This is a genomic window from Acinetobacter sp. 129952 (genome assembly GCF_056642055.1).
The window spans coordinates 141,230-161,019 of the sequence record NZ_JBWVSU010000008.1; the positions used below are offsets into that span (position 1 = coordinate 141,230).

Sequence of the window (19,790 nt, forward strand, 5' to 3'; positions counted from 1 at the left end):
GAATTATATGAAAGATATAAAGCAAATAGTAAAAGAAAAGTTCAAGGCATTTGCAGTTCATTTTGCATTATCTTTCTTGATTTTAAGTCTAATAATAAGTTTTATTTATTTTATCTGGTATCCGGGACCGATTTTACAGGCTGTTCAAGCAAGTAAAATTTTATTCTTGATAATACTCATTGATGTGATATTAGGGCCATTATTGACTTTTATTGTGTATAAAAAGAATAAAAAAACCTTGAAAATGGACTTAGTAGTGATTGGTTCTATTCAGGTAATTGCCTTAGCTTTTGGTATAAGTAGTTTAGCTTTAGCCAAACCTGTATGGATTGCATTTAATGGCAATAAGTTTGAATTGATTCAGAAAAATGAAATCATCTATACGAGTGAAAATACACCACATAAATTTTTAAGTAGTCATTATTGGTCAAAACCTAAATTTGTAGCGGCAACACTTTCAAACGATTCTAATGTGAAAGAAGCACAAATCATGAATGAGGTGTTTTCAGGTATATCATTAGCCCAAAAGCCTGAAAATTATGTGGAAATTAAACAGGTATTCCCAGCGATTGTAAAATCATCTTATCTACTACAAGATTTATATCAATATAATGATCAAGCTCGCGTAGATGCCATCATAGAACGCTATTCAACACACCACCATTGGTTACCATTAAAAGCAAAAGAAGTAGATATGGTGGTTTTAGTAGGGAATACAGAAAACGATTTTGAAATAGTAAATTTACGGCCATGGAACTAATTCTGTTTTATCATATGCCCAACGTCCACCGCCTGATATTTCCATGAAATTCACGCTTGCCCTCATCGCAGCAATCCTGATCTCCCTTGCATGGCTCATGCCCGTGCATTATCGTCCGTGGGTGACTTATACGGGGGAGCTATATACCTTCTTTGCATTATTTACGCTCGCTGCAATCTGCTTAAAAGAAAAGGTAAGAATTCCAACACTTAATCTGCCGCTATTGCTCCTCGCTGGTGTGCCGTTGATCCAGTTTTTGGCAGGGCAGGTGTTCTTTTTTAGTATCGCCATGATGGGCTGTATTTTTGTCTTTAGCTTTTGGCTGGCAAGTATGTTGGGTTATCACCTTTCAACAGGAAATTATAATCGGGAAAAAACCTTTACCAACTTGAGTTATGTATTTTTAGCTTCAGGAACGATTACAGGCCTTATTGCACTGTGTCAGTGGTCTAATTTGGACGCGACTTTGCCAGGTATGGTGAATATCAGCGGTAATCAGCGGCCCTATGCTAATTTCGCTCAGCCAAATAATATGGCAACTTTTCTCGTCATGGCATTGATGAGCTGCCTTTACCTCTATGAAAAGAAAAAAATCCAGACCAAGTGGCTATTTGTATGTGCTGTAGTGATTGTAATCGGGGTTGCTTTAAGTCAGTCACGTACCGCTTGGGTCGCTGCAACCGCCATCATGCTGTATTTAGCGTTCTACCAATATAAAGGCATTATTCGCCTGAAATGGTATTACAGCATCACTTGGTTGATCTTCTTTATTGCCTGTATCGTAGCGTTTCCATTACTCAGTCAGCTCGCTGCCCAGACGATGGATGCAGATGTCGTACAAAGTCGGGATGTGGTGTCGCGTGCCACCGGCGATATGTCACGTCTCGCGATCTGGGAGCAGATGCTGGCTGCAATTCAGGCACAACCATGGTTTGGCTATGGCTGGTATCAGACCAGTGTGGCTTTTGTCTCGATTAGCGATACGGTGCAAGGTCCGGTCTGGATTCGCAGTGCACATAATTTTATTCTGGATTTTTTACTCTGGAACGGACTACTCATTGGTCTGCCTTTCTTGGCCTATTTCGGTTATTTGGGGTATCAGTTACAACGCTGGGTCAATACTCCAGAGTCTGTCATCGGGATCTTGATGATCGGGGCATTTGTTACGCATGCCATGTTTGAGTTTCCACAGCACTATGCCTATTTCCTATTACCAGTCGGTTTTATTTTAGGAACAGTGTTGGCACAAAATCCAAAGATCAAGACCATTACTTTACCGGCATTTGCTTTGCAACTGACTTGGGGAATTGGTTTAGTAATCTTACTGCTGATTTATCGGGATTATGACGTTGTAGTACCAAAACTTGGACAAAGTATTCGTTATGAAAAGCAGCCGGAAAAAATCACTAATGAAAAACCAATTTATTTGCTGACTGAGTTTAATCACCGGATAGCTTGGATTCGGGTCAATCCTTATCGCAAGATGAGCGAAGATGAAATTCATCAATATGAAAAGCTGGTGGTAAGCTATCCAACCAAATACAACTTTTTAAAATATATTCGTTTATTGGCTTATAACGGCTATGTAGATGAAGCACAGCATCAACTTCAGCGTTTAAATACGATTCAGAAAACTGAACTGGACTATGCCGAAGTGACGCGAGATATGCCACGCTAATAAGTACAAAAAAGCCAGCAGATGCTGGCTTCTTTTATTGTGAATTGAATCTTAGAGCTGACTTTGAATATAGTTTTCGATACCCACACTTTCAATCAGATCGATTTGCGTGGTGGTCCAGTCCAGATAATTTTCTTCTTTCTCTAGAATTTCCTGAACCAGATCACGTGTTACATAATCCATTTGGGTTTCAGCCAGCGCGACTGCTTTCTGGATGACTTCAATATTTTCTTTAACTTTACGCACATCACAATGCAGTACTTCTTGAGTATGCTGACCGATATACAGTTTGCCCAGATTCTGTAAATTTGGCAGACCTTCCAAAAATAAAATACGTTCAATAATTTTATCGGCATGTTTCATCTGAACAATGGATTCTTTATATTCTGCCGAGCCCAGTTTCTCAATGCCCCAGTCATTAAACATGCGCGAATGCAGGAAATACTGGTTAATGGCAGTTAAGTGGTGATACAACACCTGATTGAGCTGATTAATCACATCACGATTGCCTTTCATCGCATGACTCCATTTGGACCTGTTTTATCTTTCTAAGAAAGCGCTCTAATCCTGATAGTAAAGCAAGTCAGGGGCAAATGGCGAGTAATTTATGGAACAGCAAATGAAAATCGACATCGAATCGATCCAGACTCGGATGAGTGGCAATAAAAACCCGCCAGAGTCAAAGGCGGGGGAGGAGTAATGATCAAAGATCATTGTTTTTCATTATGCTTATAAGGAGAAATATTTTGAATTTATGCTGCAACAGCCAGGCGTGCTGCAATTTGTGAAACTTCATCACTGATGATCATACGGGCTTCTGGTGCACAACGGCCACAGCAAGTTCCCAAGTCCAACATATCGCGGACATCACGATAACTTTCAGCGCCATTTGCAATAGCATCTTTAATGTCTTGATCTGTAATGCCACGGCATAGACAAACGTACATAGGACACAACCACAGTGATTAAATAAGATAAGTAATATTATTGATAATTGTTATCGTTTGTCAATAAAAATCATTTGAAATAGCTTTTATCATGATTGATGATTTAGATAAAAAATCACCACCTGAGCGGAAATCCAAGTACAGCTCGGATTTCCACACAAAAGTGAATCGTAATTTAGAATGAGATATGCAGGGTGGGGATTGAGTAATTTTTATAAATTATAAATTATTAATTAATAATGACAATACCATCCATTTCAACCAAAGCATCTTTAGGCAGGCTGGCGACACCTAAAGCGGCACGTGCTGGATAGGGCTGGGCAAAATACTCACCCATAATTTGATTGACCAGTTGAAAGTGAGATAAGTCGGTCAGGAAAATATTTAGTTTGGCAATATCTGCCAAAGAGCCACCAGCGGCTTCACAGACTGCTTTTAAGTTATCAAACACCCGGCGAATTTGAGCTTCAATGCCTTCAACCAGTTCCATACTATAAGGATCCAGGCCAATTTGACCTGATAGATATAAGGTATCACCCACTAAAATGGCTTGCGAATAAGTGCCAATCGCAGCAGGGGCATTTTCAGTATGGATTACTTGGCGGGACATTAATTTCTCCTTTTATCATCGACATACATCATATTCGATCAATTCGGCCGATCAAAGCACTATCGTTTTAAATGATTAACTCGCTTTAGAGGCTTCACTGAAAACGACCGGCTGAGCCAGACGGATAATTCGCGGGAAACCGAAATACATGCGTAAATCCCGGATAATCTGTGCAATCTGTTTACGGTTATGCACCACGATATTGACATAGGTTTTGTCATCCTGAGTACGCACCATTTCCACCCCGGAATGCGCTTTACGGCATTGGTAAATCAAGTCGGAAATCTGCTCGTCATTCATGTCCAAGTCAATGCTGAGATAGGCAGTAAAGCTGATATCTTCCAGATCATCAGAGGTCCACTGCAATAACATGATATTTTCTGGATGCTGATGCTGTTCATGCAGCAGGTTATGACAGCGCGCACGATGCACAATCAGACCGCGACGGGTCAAATGACCCTGAATCGGATCACCCAGCACAGGATTGCAGCAATGTGCATATTTGACATCGACACCTTCTGTTCCCTGAATCAGACGGTCTGAACTGGCAATATTCTGATGCTGATCTTGGGCAAATAAATGGTTGGCCACCAGTTGCGGTAATAAATCACCGACAGCAATTTGTTCAAACAGCTGTTCCTTGCTGGAAACATGGCGCCACTCCAAGAGGTTTTTCCAGTCGGCTTCAGTCAGATCGCGAATAGAACGATGAAACAGTTTCAGTGCGCGATTGAGTGCCTGTTGTCCGACCAGACGCTGTTCGTCTGGATCCTGATCGCGCAGAATATTCTGAATAGCACGACGAGCTTTCTGGGTATTAATAAAACTGAGCCAATCCGGATTCGGGGTGGCGAGGACATCAGTAATAATTTCTACCACCTGACCACTGACTAGAGGTGTTGAAAGGGGCTTGGTTTCATTATTAATTTTTGCACCCACCGCATGATTGCCTAGGAATAAACTCGCGGCATAAGCAAAGTCAACCGCCGTGGCGCCTTGTGGCAATTCATGTAAATGGCCGTGCGGGGTATAGACCCAGATTTTTTCTTGGTGCAGATAGTCCAGTAATTCACTAAAAGTGGTTTTGGCACATTCACCATCGACCAGGACATTCAGATTCTGCATCGAGGCCTGAATCGCAGAGCGGCAGGCCTGCGGGGCACTTTCACCGAGTACGACGCCAAAACGTGCTGCTTTACGCATCAGTTCGGTTTGAATGGTAAGCGACAGGGTCGTCTCTTCGCCTTTCAAGCGCATCATCAAGGACTGGTTGCCTCCCGGTAATGGACGGCGGATATGATCTTCATAACTCTGGATTTTAAAGCTTTGGGTCAGAATTTCTGCCAGTCGGTCACAGTCCGCGATGCTCTGTAAAATAATCTCAAAAGCATGGCTATGCGTCAGCTCTTGCAGGTCGATATCATTTTTGACGAAGTGGCGCAGTAGCTCAATATTGTTGTTTTTCTTTTTGATCCGGCCTTGAATGGCATGCTGTTGCAGCAGTTCAGTCAAGTTCTTTTCCCATTTGGCCTGATATTCACAGCGTTTCGGCTTGGTTTCCTGTAGTGCGGTCTGAACGTTATTGTACATATCCAGATCAAGATTCTGATAGCAGAGATGTTCCAGATTGTCGGCCATTTCATTCATGCCGACAATACGTGCCATTGGCACAAAAATTTCAAAGGTTTCGCGGGCAATACGCGCACGTTTGTCCGGACGCAGTGCATCCAAAGTGGTCATGTTGTGATAGCGGTCGGCCAGTTTCACAATAATGACACGTGGATCTTGTAGAGTCGCTTGCAGAATTTTCCGAAATGAAGCGGCTTTATTATATTCTTTATCGCTGGAATGACTCAGTTTGGTGACACCATCGACCAGCTCGGCCACAGTAAAACCAAAAATCTTGCTAATATCATCTTTGTTAAATTCGGTATCTTCAATCACATCGTGCAGCAGGGCCGCCATTAATGTTTCAGTGTCCAAACGCATATGCGCCAAAATACAGCTGACCGCAATCGGATGCAGAATATAAGGTTCACCACTTTTACGCACAATACCATCATGCGCCATGTCTGCATAATCACAGGCCGCAAGCACACGTTCGACATCGCTTTTACTTAAGTACGCATCGATAATGATCTCTAACTGCTGCTTGGCTTGAGTGACCTGTGGGCCTGGCATAAAACACCTTTTTAACTGAATTTTTTACAAATAAAACCTGAAAGCATTCTAGAAATGTGAATTTCCTGGCTTGATAGATTTTCGTGCTACAAAGCAGAAAACCAATACAAACTTGATAGCTAACCCTTATGTTATAACCGTTCTGGCATAAATATAAAAGTCACATAACAAAAAAAGCCTAGTTTAGAACTAGGCTTTTTCAGTGACGATCTCTTATTGGAAAGAAAAACCGTCTAAGTTTAGATTATTTGCAGAAAGTGCAAGGTCTAGACTTGATGTTTGATAGTCTTGATCACGTTGTTTCAAAATATCTTTTGAGACATGACCTGAAGCGATTTCACGTAAAGCAACAACAGTCGGTTTGTCATTGTCCCATTCTACAGTTGGTTCAATACCTTGACGTGCCAATTGACGCGCGCGCTTGCTTGCCACTAGTACAAGCTCAAAGCGGTTGTCTACATGGTCTAAACAATCTTCAACGGTGACGCGTGCCATAAGAATTCTCGTTTGAATAATAAATTTTAACAGACTGCACAGTATAAAAGGCTTTGTCTATAGACTCAAGGTTTAATCACTGTTCAGTTGGTGTGATGAGCTGCTGAATCAGTTTTTCATGACGGTTGGCCTGTTGCGACAAGGTCAAGCGGTTAGCGATAATGACCGCTTCCAGGTCATGCAGCGCCTTATTAAAGTCATCATTGATAATAATATAGTCAAAGTTGCTATATTGTTGCATATCTTCTACCGCGCAGCTGAGACGATGTTCGATCACATCCACCGTGTCGGTGCCGCGGTTAGACAGGCGTTCACGCAGGTCAAACTGGCTTGGTGGCAGAATAAAGATTTGTTTTGATTCAGGAAATAAGCGACGGACCTGCTGTGCACCCTGCCAGTCAATCTCGAGCAGGACATCATGACCTTTAGCCAGTTGTTCTTTTACAGTCGCTTGCGCAGTACCATAATAGTTACCAAAGACTTCAGCATATTCAATAAAGCCACCTTCATTGACCAGATTGAGAAAATCTTCTTTGGTAGAGAAGTGGTAATGCACACCATCGAGTTCGCCAGGTCGTTGACCGCGTGTCGTATGAGAAACAGAAACATGAAGATTGTTGACACGTTCAAGTAATGCTTTAACGAGGGATGTTTTGCCTGTTCCAGACGCAGCAGAAACGACAAACAAGAGACCCGACATGATATTTTTCCTGATATGATAAAATATCTTCTCTATTTTAGAGTAGAGCGGCTTTAAACTAAATAGTTGTCAGTCGATTGTTTACATTTATTTCAATTGAACCGCTAAAAATGGTGTGAGTATTGAGGATTCTATGGAAATTGTTTTAGCCAATCCGCGTGGTTTTTGTGCTGGTGTAGATCGTGCCATTGCGATCGTGAACCGTGCCCTAGAATGCTTTAACCCACCGATTTATGTGCGACATGAAGTGGTGCATAACAAATTTGTCGTCGATGATCTACATCAGCGTGGTGCAATTTTTGTCGATGAACTCGACGAAGTTCCTGACGATAATATCGTGATTTTTAGCGCACATGGTGTTTCCAAGGCGGTACAACAAGAAGCTGAACGTCGTGGTTTAAAGGTCTTTGATGCGACTTGTCCATTGGTGACTAAGGTACATATTGAGGTGACCAAATATGCCCGTGAAGGTGTAGAGGCCATCTTAATTGGTCATGAAGGTCACCCTGAAGTCGAAGGTACCATGGGGCAATATGAGAAAAAAAATGGCGGTGAGATTTATCTGGTTGAAGATGAAGAAGATGTCGCTGCTTTAACGGTACGCAATCCTGATAAAGTCGCTTTTGTCACGCAAACCACTTTATCAATTGACGATACAGCGAAAGTGATTGATGCTCTTCGCCAGAAATTTCCGCTGATTCAAGGTCCACGTAAAGATGATATTTGCTATGCCACGCAGAACCGTCAGGATGCAGTGCGTGATCTGGCTGAACGTTGTGATGTCGTACTTGTGGTAGGTTCTCCAAACTCTTCAAATTCAAACCGCCTACGTGAGCTGGCGGAACGTATGGGGAAAGCAGCTTACCTAGTTGATAATGCTGATGAGCTAAAACAGGAATGGTTTGCAGGAAATGCCCAGATTGGGGTAACAGCAGGCGCATCTGCACCGGAAATTTTAATTAAGCAGGTCATTCAGCGATTACAGGACTGGGGTGCCCAAGCACCACATGAGCTGGATGGGCGAGAAGAGAATATTACATTCAGCCTACCGAAAGAGTTACGTATTCCTGTAATCCAAGCCTAGACTGTTAACTGCTTAACATTATGTTTTTTATTTAAAAATAGACAGATAACCGTGAAATGACAGTTATCTGTTTTTTTATGCCTTTTATCTGTTCTGTGTGGTTTTTGTAATTTTAATAAGTAATAGTTTAAATGGGTAAATATGAGACCCATGGGGGGAGTATGTATAAAAGCCAAGGATTTACTTTAATTGAGTTAATGATCACGATTGCAGTGTTGGCGATTATTGCAATGATGGCAGCTCCTTCTTTTGGAAATGCTATAAAAAAACAACAGTTAAATAATACTGCTAAAGAGCTTGCATATTTATTCGGTCAAGCTCGTGCTCAATCTGCTGCACTGCGTAAACAGGTAACTATAAAATTTACCAGTGGCACTAATGATGCAACTACTTTTTATTGGACCTCTAAAGATAGTGATATAAGGCTTACCAGTGATACAACAGATGTGGTATTCCAGCCCATAGGCTTAGTCACTAAAAGAAACAAGCAAATTGATAATCCTAGCTTTAATCCACTTTTACCTGAAAATAACACTACTAATCCTAAGAAAATTGATCAAGTAGTTCCACTCGTTTTTACAGTATGCAGTACGAAATTGGCTACCTCAAAGGAAATCAGTATTTCTAGAACAGGCGTGATTGAAAAAATTGAAAATAAAGCAGGGGCATGTTGATGATCAAATCACAATATGGCGTTGGACTAATGGAAGTATTGGTAGCACTTTTTATTTTAGCTGTAGGAGTAGTCGGTTTCTCGGTATTGCAGCTCCGTGCACTTCAGGCGATGACGGAAGCAACTGACCGTACCATGGCAATGACAGTAGCTCGCGATTTGACCGATCGTATGCGCATTAATCGTTTAGCTTTAAATCATTATGTAACTGCTATCAACACCAAACAGTCAGAAACAGGCTGTTTAGGAAGTAGCTCTACCTATGTACCTGCATGTGATGGCCAAAAAATAGCCAAATATGATGCGACACAGATTTTAAGCAAGGCAGAAAGTTTGGGGCAGACGATTGTGATGAAGCAGTGTGAAGGAAGCAGTCGCACCTGTATTTATATTGCATGGGGAAAAACAGCCATTACAAAAGATGATATTTCTACATGTATGGCTAATGGAGTATATAAAGCTGGCGCACAATGCCTGGTAATGGAGGCGTATTAAGGATGAAACCACAATCTGGCTTTACACTTATCGAACTCATGATTTCCCTTGTGCTGGGATTACTTATTACAGCCGCAGCTATACAACTTTATATTACCGCTCAAAAAAATATGGCTATACAACAAGGCGCAGCTAATTTGCAGAATAGTGCCAGTTTTGGCCTGGAATATATGTTGCGCAATATACGTCTAGCGAATTTAAACTCAGGTAAACCGATTATGGATCCCTCGATACTACATGGGGGGATTGTCTTAGATAGGGCTAATCTTAGTACCAATTCAACGTTTAAGATCACTGGAGCTGATGCGAGTAATAACCTCATGACAGCAGGAAATATCGGACCTTCAAATTTACAGGGATTAAAAAGCGATCAACTGGTGATCCAGTATCGCAATACTATTAATAATAAATATGACTGTGAAGGTACTGAAATTGCTAGAAATGTATATGTAGTCGAACGTTATTTTTTAAGAGCAGATAGCAAGGTAAATAATGATCCAAATGCTGCTTTAGCATTAGCCTGTAAAGCTACCAGCTATTCTGGTGATAATGATCTTAAACTTGATAACTTAAATGGGAACGGTGAGGTCATTATTCCTCGAGTCGACCATTTACACATTTTATTAGGTGTCGCCAGTGACACTGTTGATGCTACCAAATCACCAGCAGTTGCAGGCCAGGATGGGGTACTGGATCGTTTTGGCTACATTAGTATTCCTAATTATTTAGCTTTGGCAACTAAACCTCAGATTGTATCTCTTCAATTAGGGATGCTGGTGCGTTCACCAGATAGTGTGGGGAATAATAGTGCTGTTGACCCAAATAAAAACTATCAAATTTTTGATATTAATAAGCCTTTAATTGCTGACAATAAAAATAATTTGTATATGAGGCAAGTAGTTACCCAAACAGTAGCACTGAGAAATGGATTTGGTATTCAGGAGAATCCTCAATGAAAGCTTTATCTATACAGCGAGGAGCTACTTTAATTGTAGTTCTGGTTATGCTCATCCTATTAACTTTAGTGGGAACCTGGGCAATCAGAGGAAGCTTAACCTCCTTAAATATTGCTACGAATACGCAGGCACAGGCCCTGCTTCAGCAAGCCTCTGATGCCATATTTTTTAGCTTGGAAAATCAGACTTCTGATGATTTTGCGCTAACCAATATGAGGATTGGGGATGGAATGCTGGCTTATGTATTAAGACCGGAAAATAAGGATAAAGAACTTGTATTCTGTATTCGTGGGGGGGATGCGAATACTCTGGAGGGGAGCCGGAATGCAAGTGCTGTCTATTGGGAAGGTAGTCAAATTAAAAATTCTCAACTGGGAAATATCGGCTTTTGCAAAATTTCTCGTAAATCAGACTTCATTAGTGGCCGTTCAGCAGTAATGACGCGAGTGGGCATTCGAGCGGATAGTTCTGGTCTGGATTGGGAACATTTATTGGAAGGAGATGATGCCCAGCTATCAAAAACTCAACAGATCCAGAAAGTGGCAGTCAACGTTATTTCTATTATTCCAAATTTAAGTGAAAGCTCTGCAACAGATATCCAAAACTGCTTATCCAATTACACAAGTTTTTATGATTCTTTGGCCGCCAATAAGACGGTAGCAGAGTGTTTAAAGGATCATAATGTGCCTTATAGCGATCAGGAAATGCAATACACCCTAAGACCTGTAAAAGGAACATCGTAAAGGAATGTTAATGATGAAATATATAAAAAAACAAGTGAATATGACACCATTTTTCCGAAAAACGATTGTCTCTAAATTTAAAGTAGCGGGAATCTCTACAGTATTAACTGCTTTATTATGTGCTGCGCTCCCTATGAGTTATGCAAGCGACATCGAAATTTATAAAGTGCCTGAAGATAGTGTGGGTAGTACGACTTTAATGCTGATGCTCGACTTGTCAGGCAGTATGGGGTATGGGGCAGGATACAGTAATACGTCCATGAGTATTCAGGATGATTATGGTGTATGTGTAGGATCAAGAAGTAGTGTAGTAGAAGATACAACAACAACCCCTCTTTATTCACGTTATTATTGTCCAGTTTCTGCTAGTGCAGCTAATTCTAAAGTCAAGGATTCAAAAACGGGTTGTGAAAAACAGACTAATGGTAGTTACCGATGCTATGACCGTTTGACCCGGTTAAAAGATGGATTAAGAGAAATTCTAGAGGGTACTCCCACAGTGCCTCGGGTAAGCGATAAAATCGTGTTAGGCCTCTCTACTTTTGCCGGAGATAATGGTTATATTCGTGTACCTGCACGTCCTTTGAGTGAAGTAATCCGTTCTTACCAGATAGCAGAAACTTATATTGATCAAGAAGAATATGAGGAAAGAGTTCAAACGGGGACGACGCAAGAAAAATATTATTATGACTTGCCACGGTGGACAAAATATTCGGAAACACGGCTAGAGAATCAAACTTGTATTTTTGGTTTCTGTTGGGGAGGATCTAATGTCAAAAGAACTTATTATCAAACCTGTACCTGGACTAATAATACCTGTTCATGGGGGACACGTACCGAAACGCGTCCTTCAGGATTTAGTGATAGTATTCCTACTACTACCTGTACAGCTGGTAACAACAATGACTGCGTAATTTTCTATGAGAAAAATAAGGAAGGTACACGTGAGGTACCGGTTTATGAAACAGTCATTAAAACTCGTCCTGTAGAAAAAGTCCGTTATGTCACTAAAGAGGTGACCCAGCGTGATCTGCTGTTAGAAACGATCAAAGATCTTAAGGCAAGTGGTGGTACCCCTACACCTTATGCCTATTCAGAAGCTGCAGCATATTTGATGGGGCAGGCTACAAGTAACAGTACTTACAGTGGTTTTAACCTATCAGTAGGAGATGCAAAAGATACGAGTAAAACACGTACTTATTCGGCACCTCAATCCATTAGCGGCCAAGTTAATAATCCAGAAAAAAGAGAATGCAGCGGTCAGGGGATTTATTTCTTGACTGATGGTGAACCGCAGCCTGGCGGTACAGCGATGGGCTGGGATGGTAAAAGCGGCACAGCCCATACTTTAATGTCAACGTCCTTGGGGAATAAAGGAACTCAATTTGATTGCTCTGTAAGTCCTTTGGGAAATCGTAGCGGTTACATGGACTCCAGAAATGGATGGGCATGTGTCGGTAAATATGCACAAGCTTTACTGGACCCTGCAAAAAATCCTGTCGGTTTGAAAATTAAAACTGCTGTCGTAGGGTTTGGTAGCGATTTTAGTGGGGATAGCAATCCTGATGTGCAAGATGCTAAAGATTGGGGAATACTGGGTGGCGGTGGCTGGAAAGCTGGTTCTAACTCTAAAGATATTTCAGACAGTATTAATAAGTTTGTTGAAGAATTGAATAAAGATATTCCATCTATGAGTACCGGATCATCAACGATTCCATTGGATGATTTGAATCCTGCAATTGTACAACCTTATTCTTACTTCCCTCAGTTCGAGCCAAAAGTGAATCCGGTAGACCGACAACAGATCTGGTTTGGTAATTTGAAAAAGTTCCATGTAGTAAATAATGGAGTTTATGCAAGTAAAACGCCTAGCGATTTAACTGTGGTGGTGAAAAAAAGTAAGTTGCAAGATTTAGCTGATATCTGGGCCAAAGCTGGGATTAGTTATCCAGAAAATGCACCAATATTTAAAAAAGGTGGAGCTTTAAGTCAGCTTCCTTTAGGTCTTGGTACTAATACAACGGGTAATACAGTAACTGCGAGAACTCTTTTAACTGACTATAGTTATGATGGAACTAAACCTGTAGCTGAGCAAGTTTCTCGTAATTTAGATCTAGTCAAAATTGATCATACTTATACAACCAATGCAAAGACTAAAACAGATGGTAATTATTCAAGAGCATTGATGAGCCTGCTTGGTTTTAATATTCCGAGTGATATTTCTACAAATGATCTGGATCTTTCTACCTATACAGCTACCGTAAGACAAATGGGAAGTGTTCTACATTCCCGACCTATCCTGATTACGCAGCAAGGTAAAGCGGTGGCCGTGAAAGACCCTAATACAGGTAAAGTTAGTATCGAAAGTGAAAATCGTGAAGACTATGTCCTGTTTGGTACTACTCAAGGTTTGGTGCACGTAGTAAATACAGAATCTGGTATAGAAAAGTTTTCTTTTGTGCCTAAAGAAATTATAGAAAACCAGTCAGAGACATTTAAAAATGAAGGTGGAAATCTGGCAGGGGGGAAAGATGCTCTGTATTACGGTATGGATGGTGAATGGACAGCACATACTGAGTATGTCAGTAAAAGTGATGGAACATTAACGGTAAAAGGTTCTTCTCGTACTGATTTGGATGGGAATACAGAAAATCTAAGTGGTAAGCAATGGGTATATGGCGGAATGCGAATGGGTGGACGTAGCTATTACGCCCTAGATCTGACCGATATTAATAGTCCAAAAATTAAATTCCATATTGATCCAAGCGCAGGCAAAGTATATTCGCAAAAAAATCCTGCCGGTAAGTCTTTTAGTGCATTAAGTAAAATGGGCCAGAGCTGGTCTAAACCAAGCCTTGGCTATATTAACTGGCAAGGCAAACGTAAACTCGTCATGATTGTCGGAGGAGGGTACGATGCGGGTGGAGTTGATGGAGATGGTTTGAAGGTCAATGGTATCCGTACGGGTTATGCTGGATATGAAATCTACAATTACAAACAGGAAAATGCCACTTCAACCAATAAAGAAATTGGTGCAGGCGTGTATATGTTTGATGCTGATACCGGGGATCTATTATGGAATGCAGACTCTAGTACTAATGATCACTTAAAATATAGTGTTGTAAGTCAGATTCGTACTGTAGACCGTAATAATGATGGAGTGATTGACCATTTATATTTTGGTGATCTTGCGGGACAAGCGTTTAGGGTGGATTTCAAGAATGATGGTGCGACGACATTTACTGCACAAGCTAACAGGATTTTAAATCTGCATCAAAATAATGGTACTAGTCCGCGTTTTTATACGATGCCAGCCTTCACGGCTCACTATAGCGCAGGTAGTAATGCTATTTATGGCGGAAATATTGTAGTCGCTACCTTTGTGTCTGGTAATCAGAGTTCGCCATTGGTAGGTACAGTAGATTCGGCACAGAAGAAAGATCCTCTAGGTTTACAATACGATGCTGCCTATGCGATCTATGATTATGATGCTTATCCAAGTACTGCTGAAGGACGTTATCCAACTTCAAATATGGAAGCAAGAACATTGGCTAGTAGCTCCGCTACCAGTCCAGCCCCTACCCAGCTGAGATATGTCAATAACGCTACGTCTTCAACTACAGTAAATAAAACTAGTGGGTGGGGAGGCTGGTATTATGTGTTTAATAAAAAGTTTGATGGTAGTGAAGCTGCAGCAAACATTATTAAAGGTCTAACTACTCCAATTGCTTTAGAGGGTAGTCTATATGTTACTCAATATGACGCATCTAATAATGGTACTACTTCAAGTTGTGGTGCTGGGGTAAAAGGGCATAGTTTTACACAGCGTTTATGTTTGCCAACAGGTGTATGTAAGCAGGATGCGAATTACACTTATAATTTAGGATCAGGCATTGTAAGTCCAAATGTGGGCAGTACAGATAATGATCCAAATAAACGGAGTCTGGTGGTACCTGATCCAAATGATGTTTGCTCAGGACCTAACTGTAGTCCATGTAAAGGTGCGGCATGTGGAGCAAATGGAAAGTTCCTGGAAACAGGCGGTTCCTTACGTTTTATTCCAAATCGTTGGTATGAAAAATATGCAGAATAATCATTGGACTATGCGTATGCCGCAACAAGGATTTACATTAATTGAATTAATGGTGGTGGTTGCAATTGTGGCTATTCTTGCCACCATTGCAATCCCGAGTTATCAGACTCATACCCGAAAGGCAATCGCTGGTCAGGCCCAGCAGGAAATACAAAAGCTAGCAGAGCAGTTGGAGCGTCATAAAGGTAAAAATTTCAGCTATTTAGGTTTTGATCCTAGCTATTTGTATAAAGATAATAGTGGAAATTTAATTGGTTATAGCACAACTAACGCGCAGCTAAACCTACCTTTAAATAGTACTGGAACTGCTGTCAAATATATTATTTCAATTCGAGATGGAACGGAGAGTGCCAAACTTTTAACCAATACTAATGCGCTCGGACAAAGATGGGCTATTAAAGCAGAAAGCCAAGATCCGAATAATTTTACCTTTCTTATGACGAGTACAGGAATCCAGTGTAAAAATCAGACTAGAGCAAATGTATCTTATACAGGGTGTGGCACAGGAGGGGTGAGCACATGGTAAGAAACCGGTTAGGATTTACTCTTATTGAACTGATGTTAGTGGTAGCGGTTATTGCTATTCTTGCAGCAGTAGCTCTTCCTTCTTATCAGGAGCATGTAAGAAAGACAAAGCGTACAGAGGTACAGGCCGAGTTAATTGACATAGCAAGTAGATTGCAACAATACAAGTCAACTAATTTTAACTATAAGATTAATGCAACAACTGCGATTGATTTAACTAAGTTAGGCTTTCCTTCAGCTACTCCTTTATCTCAAAATGGTTTGTATACACTTAATTTAAGTTTTAATACAGCAGCAACAAGCTGGGTGCTAAGTGCTGTACCTTCACCCACAGGAAGTCAGAAGAATGATGGGGTAAGTTGTTTGGATGATACTGGTCAACGTTACTGGTCAAAAGTAACAGCGACTGCCAGTGCCTGTGGTAGTGCTTTAGCAGTAAATTCAAACTGGGACGGTCGCTAAATTCAAAATTGTAGCCAACCCACTTTTAATCTTTCATTCAGGGCAAAGTTCAAGTAAAATACTGCCCTCTATGAAAGGGGTTTGAGCTGTATCGATGGTCGGTACAAGGATAATCCGTAAAAACTATAAGGTTCTATCATGGTTGTTATTCGTCTTGCACGCGGTGGTGCTAAAAAACGTCCGTTCTATCAAATCATTGTGACTGATAGCCGTAATGCACGTGACGGTCGTTTCATCGAACGTATCGGTTTCTTCAACCCTACAGCTCAAGGTAAAGCAGAGAAACTTCGTTTAGATGCTGAACGTTTTGCTCACTGGGTTTCTCAAGGTGCTCAACCTTCTGATCGTGTTGCTTCTTTAGCTGCTCAAGCTAAAAAAGCTGCAGTTGCTGCATAATTTTTATATAAATTAGGTAGTAGCTTGCCCATGACACCAACACAGAATGTTCCCGAAGATCGTATTCAGATTGGACAGTTGCGTTCAGCATATGGATTAAATGGGTGGCTCTGGGTCTATTCCAATACAGAACCTATGAGCAACATATTTGACTATCTGCCTTGGTACATTGAGACCAAAGCAGGTTGGCAAATTGTCGATGTAAAACGTTGGAAACCACATGGTAAAGGCCTGGTTGTTTCGCTGAAAGGTGTGAGTGATCGCACTGGTGCAGACGAACTGGTTGGCTCCAATGTCTGGATCTCTAAATCGCAACTGCCTCAAGCAGGTGTAGATGAGTACTATTGGTCTGATTTAAAAGGTCTAACTGTGTTAGGTCTGGACGATCAGGAACAAGAAGTCAATCTCGGTCAAATTTTTGAGCTGTTTGAAACAGGTGCTAACGATGTGATGGTGGTTCGCGCAACTGCCGACAGCATTGATGGCGAAGAGCGAATGATCCCATGGCATAAAGATGTGGTGCAACGCGTTGATCTTGAAGCTGGTCGTATCTACGTCAATTGGGGCGTAGACTACTAAGAATTTTTCGGAAATACGGGAGTCTGCGATGTTTTTTGCAGTCATTACGCTTTTTCCTGAAATGTTTGAAGCGATTACAGCCTATGGGATTAGCGGGCGCGCAGCAAAACGTGAGTTGATGCAAATTCATTGTATCAATCCTCGCGATTATGCGACGGGCAACTATAAACGGGTGGATGAACGTCCATTCGGTGGTGGTCCGGGTATGGTGATGATGGCTGAGCCATTAGCGAAAGCAATTCATCGTGCCAAAGAGCTTGCAACGCAAGCGGGTGCAGTTCAGGTTCCTGTGGTGTATATGTCACCGCAAGGACAGACCTTAAACGAAACTGCGGTACAGGATTTTGTCAAATATGACGGAATCATTGTACTGTGCGGACGTTATGAAGGCGTTGATGAGCGTTTGATCCAGCAATATGTTGATCAGGAATGGTCAATTGGAGATTACGTGTTGTCAGGTGGTGAACTTCCTGCGATGGTTTTATTGGACAGTATTATCCGGAGACTTCCGGGTGCCATGTCTGATGAACAATCACACGTGCAAGACTCATTTGTGGATGGTCTGCTAGATTGCCCACAATATACCAAGCCAGATCATTTTGAAGGTTTGGATGTGCCTGAGGTGTTAAAGTCCGGGCATCATGCCAATATTGAAAAATGGCGGTTTTTGCAGCGATATCAGCGTACACTTGAACGCCGCCCAGAGTTGGTGGAAAAAGTCGAACTGACCAAGCAGCAGAAAAAATGGCTGAAAGATTTGTAAGATATTGATGAGTAATCATTTCTGTCTTCAAGCAAGTACTTAAAATCATTTAAGTATTCTTTAATAGGCTCTTTATGGTTGAGATGGTCAACCATAAAGGGAAAGATAATCGGGTGTATGCGCTTTAGCCTCTATACCCAGCGATGATCAGACCTCTTCTGACTCGCACATATTGGAGATACCCCATGAGCGGTAAGCATCCTTTAGTTCAAGTAATTGAAAACGCACAATTGAAACAAAACATCCCTGCTTTTGCACCAGGTGATACAGTTATTGTTCAAGTTAAAGTAAAAGAAGGCGAACGTGAGCGTTTACAGGCGTTCGAAGGCGTTGTAATTGCTAAGAAAAACCGTGGTTTGAACTCTGCGTTCACAGTACGTAAAATTTCTAGCGGTGTTGGCGTTGAGCGTGTATTCCAAACTCACTCTCCAATCGTTGCTGGTATCGAAGTGAAACGTCGTGGTGACGTTCGTCGTGCTAAACTTTACTACCTACGTGAATTGTCTGGTAAAGCTGCACGTATTCGTGAAAAATTACCAGCTCGTAAAACTAAAGCTTAATTTTAAGCTTTATACGAGTGAAAAAATGCGCCTTTGGGCGCATTTTTTTATGTCTGGCTATTTTAATAAATCATAAACCTTGCAGTTTTAAACGGTTGGCATGCTGACGATAGGCAGCAACTGGATCAGGCGCAAAGGTACCTTTAATGCCAAACAACAAGTTGATTTCATCCAGATGATTCCATGGATAATCATCACGAATCGTTTTACCAAATTTGGCACTACATACCGAGACGATTCCATCATTCGCGCCAGCCTTACTCGCAGAAAGTAGATCCAAGGCTTTCATGGCGGCATCACTGACATCTAGGAGATTAGTCACGGGTTGATTGCCGGTCATTGAATACAGTGCAATGCCTTGGTCTGTATATTTGCCTTCACCACATGGGCTCAGCGAAAGCCCGAGTTTAAAGCGCTGGTTAAATTCGGCTGTGCCTTCAATTGAGGTGCTGTGTCCTGCTGCAAGGGCGTTGTGTGGGAAAGCTTGACCGTCTAAGCCTTGTGCCCACATGATGACGTTGCCAAAACTGCTGATCAGGGTATTAAGCAATTCAGATGTACCGGTTTGATTAGCAAGTCGCATAACATCAGAGGCGACAATCGTCCCTTGGTTGGCGCCGCCCACAGTCATCACTGAGGCTACATGTTGCGGCATCACCCCGGCTGCATAACGCACGCTATGTGCACCATGACTATGACCAATTAAATTCAATTTTTTTGCGCCGGTGATCGCCATGACTTCTTTCAGTTGCTCCACATATTGTTCACCTCTGATTTCGCTAGAATTGAAAGGTGAGATGCGGGTGGCAAAGGCAGTTGAACCATTACGGGCTAAATCAGGCAGAATTTGATACCAATAGTCCATGCCTAAGGCATCAAAACCAATGCGATTAAAGCCGACCATGCCATGTGCAAATACAATCGGGTAGCGTGTTTTGGCATAATTCGACACAACAAATCTGGATTCTGCTTGCTGCAAATTGGAAGCCTGCACATATTGGCCCGTAAATAACATACAGCATAAGGTTATAAAATGCGTTCTAATTTTCATAAAGTTCCATTTTGGCGGTTTAAAAATTAAAAAATCCCT

Annotated in this window: 21 protein-coding genes; 14 read left to right on the forward strand and 7 right to left on the reverse strand. The window is 41.5% G+C overall.

The window, feature by feature from the left end; all coding sequences use genetic code 11:
* Nucleotides 1–7: 7 nt before the first annotated feature.
* On the forward strand, nucleotides 8–760 hold the full coding sequence (gene tfpZ, locus AC1IR0_RS10735; RefSeq protein WP_409665812.1) for a TfpX/TfpZ family type IV pilin accessory protein: 753 nt from the start codon (nucleotides 8–10) through the stop codon (nucleotides 758–760).
* Between the two features lie 43 nt (nucleotides 761–803).
* Complete coding sequence (locus AC1IR0_RS10740; protein ID WP_312586375.1) at nucleotides 804–2,438, forward strand: PglL family O-oligosaccharyltransferase; 1,635 nt, start codon at nucleotides 804–806, stop codon at nucleotides 2,436–2,438.
* 51 nt (nucleotides 2,439–2,489) lie between these two features.
* On the opposite strand, the gene bfr is transcribed toward AC1IR0_RS10740, so the two are convergent.
* The 6 genes from bfr to gmk form a co-directional block, all read right to left on the reverse strand.
* Nucleotides 2,490–2,954: a heteropolymeric bacterioferritin subunit Bfr gene (bfr, locus tag AC1IR0_RS10745; RefSeq protein ID WP_005248339.1), complete on the reverse strand. Its 465-nt coding sequence runs from the start codon at nucleotides 2,952–2,954 to the stop codon at nucleotides 2,490–2,492.
* Between the two features lie 236 nt (nucleotides 2,955–3,190).
* Nucleotides 3,191–3,385, reverse strand: coding sequence for a bacterioferritin-associated ferredoxin (locus tag AC1IR0_RS10750; protein ID WP_004644972.1), 195 nt, complete (start codon nucleotides 3,383–3,385; stop codon nucleotides 3,191–3,193).
* A gap of 229 nt (nucleotides 3,386–3,614) precedes the next feature.
* Nucleotides 3,615–3,995 carry a RidA family protein gene (locus AC1IR0_RS10755; protein ID WP_005248338.1) on the reverse strand — a complete coding sequence of 127 codons (381 nt, stop codon included), beginning with the start codon at nucleotides 3,993–3,995 and terminating at the stop codon, nucleotides 3,615–3,617.
* 75 nt (nucleotides 3,996–4,070) lie between these two features.
* Entirely contained in the window at nucleotides 4,071–6,176 is a 2,106-nt protein-coding gene (locus AC1IR0_RS10760; protein WP_409665815.1) for a RelA/SpoT family protein, read from the reverse strand.
* 213 nt (nucleotides 6,177–6,389) lie between these two features.
* Entirely contained in the window at nucleotides 6,390–6,671 is a 282-nt protein-coding gene (rpoZ, locus tag AC1IR0_RS10765) for a DNA-directed RNA polymerase subunit omega (RefSeq protein ID WP_004281186.1), read from the reverse strand.
* Nucleotides 6,672–6,747: 76 nt separating this feature from the next.
* Complete coding sequence (gmk, locus tag AC1IR0_RS10770) at nucleotides 6,748–7,371, reverse strand: guanylate kinase (RefSeq protein WP_114541860.1); 624 nt, start codon at nucleotides 7,369–7,371, stop codon at nucleotides 6,748–6,750.
* A 133-nt stretch (nucleotides 7,372–7,504) separates the two neighbouring features.
* Between gmk and ispH the strand changes: the two genes are divergently transcribed.
* From ispH to rplS, 12 genes are all read left to right on the forward strand, one after another.
* Entirely contained in the window at nucleotides 7,505–8,455 is a 951-nt protein-coding gene (ispH, locus tag AC1IR0_RS10775; protein ID WP_479741385.1) for a 4-hydroxy-3-methylbut-2-enyl diphosphate reductase, read from the forward strand.
* Between the two features lie 161 nt (nucleotides 8,456–8,616).
* Nucleotides 8,617–9,129, forward strand: a complete 513-nt coding sequence (locus AC1IR0_RS10780) for a pilus assembly FimT family protein (RefSeq protein ID WP_409665820.1) — start codon at nucleotides 8,617–8,619, stop codon at nucleotides 9,127–9,129.
* Nucleotides 9,129–9,623 (forward strand): type IV pilus modification protein PilV, encoded by a 495-nt coding sequence (pilV, locus tag AC1IR0_RS10785; protein WP_048881848.1) that lies wholly within the window; start codon nucleotides 9,129–9,131, stop codon nucleotides 9,621–9,623. The genes AC1IR0_RS10780 and pilV overlap by 1 nt, the downstream gene beginning before the upstream one ends.
* A 2-nt stretch (nucleotides 9,624–9,625) precedes the next feature.
* Nucleotides 9,626–10,579 carry a PilW family protein gene (locus tag AC1IR0_RS10790; RefSeq protein ID WP_053215401.1) on the forward strand — a complete coding sequence of 318 codons (954 nt, stop codon included), beginning with the start codon at nucleotides 9,626–9,628 and terminating at the stop codon, nucleotides 10,577–10,579.
* Nucleotides 10,576–11,322 carry a pilus assembly PilX family protein gene (locus tag AC1IR0_RS10795; protein WP_048881777.1) on the forward strand — a complete coding sequence of 249 codons (747 nt, stop codon included), beginning with the start codon at nucleotides 10,576–10,578 and terminating at the stop codon, nucleotides 11,320–11,322. The genes AC1IR0_RS10790 and AC1IR0_RS10795 overlap by 4 nt, the downstream gene beginning before the upstream one ends.
* A 10-nt stretch (nucleotides 11,323–11,332) precedes the next feature.
* On the forward strand, nucleotides 11,333–15,415 hold the full coding sequence (locus AC1IR0_RS10800) for a pilus assembly protein (RefSeq protein WP_409665825.1): 4,083 nt from the start codon (nucleotides 11,333–11,335) through the stop codon (nucleotides 15,413–15,415).
* 10 nt (nucleotides 15,416–15,425) lie between these two features.
* Nucleotides 15,426–15,941 carry a type IV pilin protein gene (locus AC1IR0_RS10805; protein ID WP_244782754.1) on the forward strand — a complete coding sequence of 172 codons (516 nt, stop codon included), beginning with the start codon at nucleotides 15,426–15,428 and terminating at the stop codon, nucleotides 15,939–15,941.
* The gene (locus AC1IR0_RS10810; protein WP_224216230.1) at nucleotides 15,935–16,402 is read left to right on the forward strand and encodes a type IV pilin protein; all 468 of its coding nucleotides are present in this window, start codon (nucleotides 15,935–15,937) and stop codon (nucleotides 16,400–16,402) included. Before AC1IR0_RS10805 ends, AC1IR0_RS10810 begins: the two co-directional genes overlap by 7 nt.
* A gap of 138 nt (nucleotides 16,403–16,540) precedes the next feature.
* Complete coding sequence (rpsP, locus tag AC1IR0_RS10815; protein ID WP_085064356.1) at nucleotides 16,541–16,798, forward strand: 30S ribosomal protein S16; 258 nt, start codon at nucleotides 16,541–16,543, stop codon at nucleotides 16,796–16,798.
* Nucleotides 16,799–16,828: 30 nt separating this feature from the next.
* Nucleotides 16,829–17,377: a ribosome maturation factor RimM gene (rimM, locus tag AC1IR0_RS10820; RefSeq protein ID WP_044109067.1), complete on the forward strand. Its 549-nt coding sequence runs from the start codon at nucleotides 16,829–16,831 to the stop codon at nucleotides 17,375–17,377.
* A 28-nt stretch (nucleotides 17,378–17,405) separates the two neighbouring features.
* On the forward strand, nucleotides 17,406–18,140 hold the full coding sequence (gene trmD, locus AC1IR0_RS10825) for a tRNA (guanosine(37)-N1)-methyltransferase TrmD (RefSeq protein ID WP_409654406.1): 735 nt from the start codon (nucleotides 17,406–17,408) through the stop codon (nucleotides 18,138–18,140).
* Nucleotides 18,141–18,325: 185 nt separating this feature from the next.
* On the forward strand, nucleotides 18,326–18,700 hold the full coding sequence (gene rplS / locus AC1IR0_RS10830) for a 50S ribosomal protein L19 (RefSeq protein WP_409666810.1): 375 nt from the start codon (nucleotides 18,326–18,328) through the stop codon (nucleotides 18,698–18,700).
* A gap of 70 nt (nucleotides 18,701–18,770) precedes the next feature.
* Here rplS and AC1IR0_RS10835 read toward each other — a convergent pair whose 3' ends face one another.
* A complete protein-coding gene (locus AC1IR0_RS10835; RefSeq protein ID WP_409666812.1) occupies nucleotides 18,771–19,751 on the reverse strand; it encodes an esterase/lipase family protein in 981 nt (326 codons plus the stop codon).
* Nucleotides 19,752–19,790: the final 39 nt, after the last annotated feature.